The following is a 334-nucleotide window of genomic DNA, read 5'->3' as shown; positions in this document are numbered from 1 at the left end:
AGTCATTCATCTAGGCCAGCAATCGCTCACTGGCTCAAGCAGCCTACCCGGGTTCAGTACGGGCCGTACCTTATGAACCCCTATTTGGCCTTGCTCCGGGTGGAGTTTACCGTGCCACGGACTGTTACCAGCCGCGCGGTGCGCTCTTACCGCACCCTTTCACCCTTACCTGATCCCACTTACGTGGGCCATCGGCGGTTTGCTCTCTGTTGCACTGGTCGTGGGTTTCCCCCCCAGGCGTTACCTGGCACCCTGCCCTATGGAGCCCGGACTTTCCTCCCCTCCGCCCGTCTCCCCGAAAGGACGACGACGAAGCGGCGACTGTCTGAGATCG

The 334-nt window shown here is 61.4% G+C and carries 1 other RNA gene; it reads right to left on the bottom strand.

Annotated elements, in window-relative coordinates:
• Window positions 1-323, bottom strand: an RNA gene (rnpB, locus tag ACOSDR_RS20265) — RNase P RNA component class A.
• Between the last annotated feature and the right edge of the window lie 11 nt (window positions 324-334).

Source organism: Hwanghaeella sp. 1Z406 (assembly GCF_048892425.1).
Taxonomy (GTDB): Bacteria; Pseudomonadota; Alphaproteobacteria; order UBA8366; family Aestuariispiraceae; genus Pacificispira.
The sequence above is the reverse complement of the archived record's forward strand: the minus strand, read 5'-3'. Positions and strand labels throughout refer to the sequence as shown.